The 1,191-nt window shown below is 56.9% G+C and carries 2 protein-coding genes; both read right to left on the reverse strand.

The genetic code is table 11. The annotated features are described in order from the left end of the window. Nucleotides 1-454, reverse strand: a 454-nt coding sequence (locus AC1DT3_RS21900) for an ABC transporter substrate-binding protein (protein ID WP_477467282.1), incomplete at its 3' end; no start/stop codon positions are given. 165 nt (nt 455-619) lie between these two features. Continuing rightward, nucleotides 620-1,191 (reverse strand): PRC-barrel domain-containing protein (locus AC1DT3_RS21905; RefSeq protein ID WP_477467283.1); only part of this gene is annotated, 572 nt, incomplete at its 5' end.

Below are 1,191 nucleotides of genomic sequence, written 5' to 3' on the forward strand. Positions count from 1 at the left end.
GCGCATAGGGCGCTTTCAAAACGATGCGCACGGTCGACGGATCGACGGCCTCGACTTTATCGATATTGCCGGCAGTCTGTTTRCCCCGCGAGGCGAGCTCCATCCACCGCTTCAGCGAGGCGATCACATCGTCCGCCGTCATCGGAGAGCCGTCGTGGAACGTGATGCCCTGGCGAAGTTTGATCGTGTAGACCTTGCCGCTTTCCGAAATCTCGGGGAGGCTTTCCGCCAGGAGCGGCGTGACGTTCCAATCCTTGTCGAAGGTATACAGAGTTTCGAAGAAATGCTGGGTCACGATGCCGACCAGATCCGCGGTCGAGACCATCGGGTCCAGCGTAGGAGGCTCACCGATCGTCGCGACATTGACGACGCCCCCCGGCTGCTGGGCAAAGGCCACCGGCCCCGCGACAACGGCCAGCGCACTCGAAAGCAAAACGCGTCCTAGCAGTTTCATCGTTTTCTTCCTCTATTCCATATTTATGGATTATGCCCTCTAGTTATGTCATAGTGCGTGAGTAATGAATGTGCGTCAATAGGTTGGGTCTTGGCGCTTTCGGCGCGACAAACGAAAAAGGCCCGGCATTTAGCCGGGCCCTCGCAATCGAAATGCGCGTGATGATCACATCCCCCAATAATAGGGCATGCGCCAATAATCATGGAGTTCGCGCTCGCGTTCGCGATCGGACCACTCGTAATCGCGATCCCGATCCCGGTAGAAATCAGGTGCGCCGCGAAGCTGCTCCTCGGTAATATCCGTGCGATACCCGCCGAGGCTGGTGTCGTATTTCAGCTTGTTCCACGGGATCGTGTAGCTGTCTTCGCCCATGCCGAGGAAACCGCCGAACGTCATCACCGCATACGCGACCTTGCCGTTGACTTTTTCGATCATCAGCCTGTCGACGCTGCCGATCTTCTCGCCGTTCGGGCCGTACACGTTCGTGCCTTCCACTCGATCGCTGTCGATCAACGGATTCGCCGAAGTCGTCTTGTCTGCTGCCAGCTGAGCCATTGCGGAATCTCCTTGCTTCAGAACTCGATAGAGAATCTCCGAGGGCACGAACAGTTCCACCGAACTTGACTGTTTTTTTGCGGAACATCCCCTGTCGGCGCGCATTCTCAACCCGTCTGAAGTTTCCAATGGAGAATACTGGATGCGTCGTTTTTTCATCGCCCTTGCCGCCACTTCCGTCC

The organism is Microvirga sp. P4_G7, from assembly GCF_056401005.1.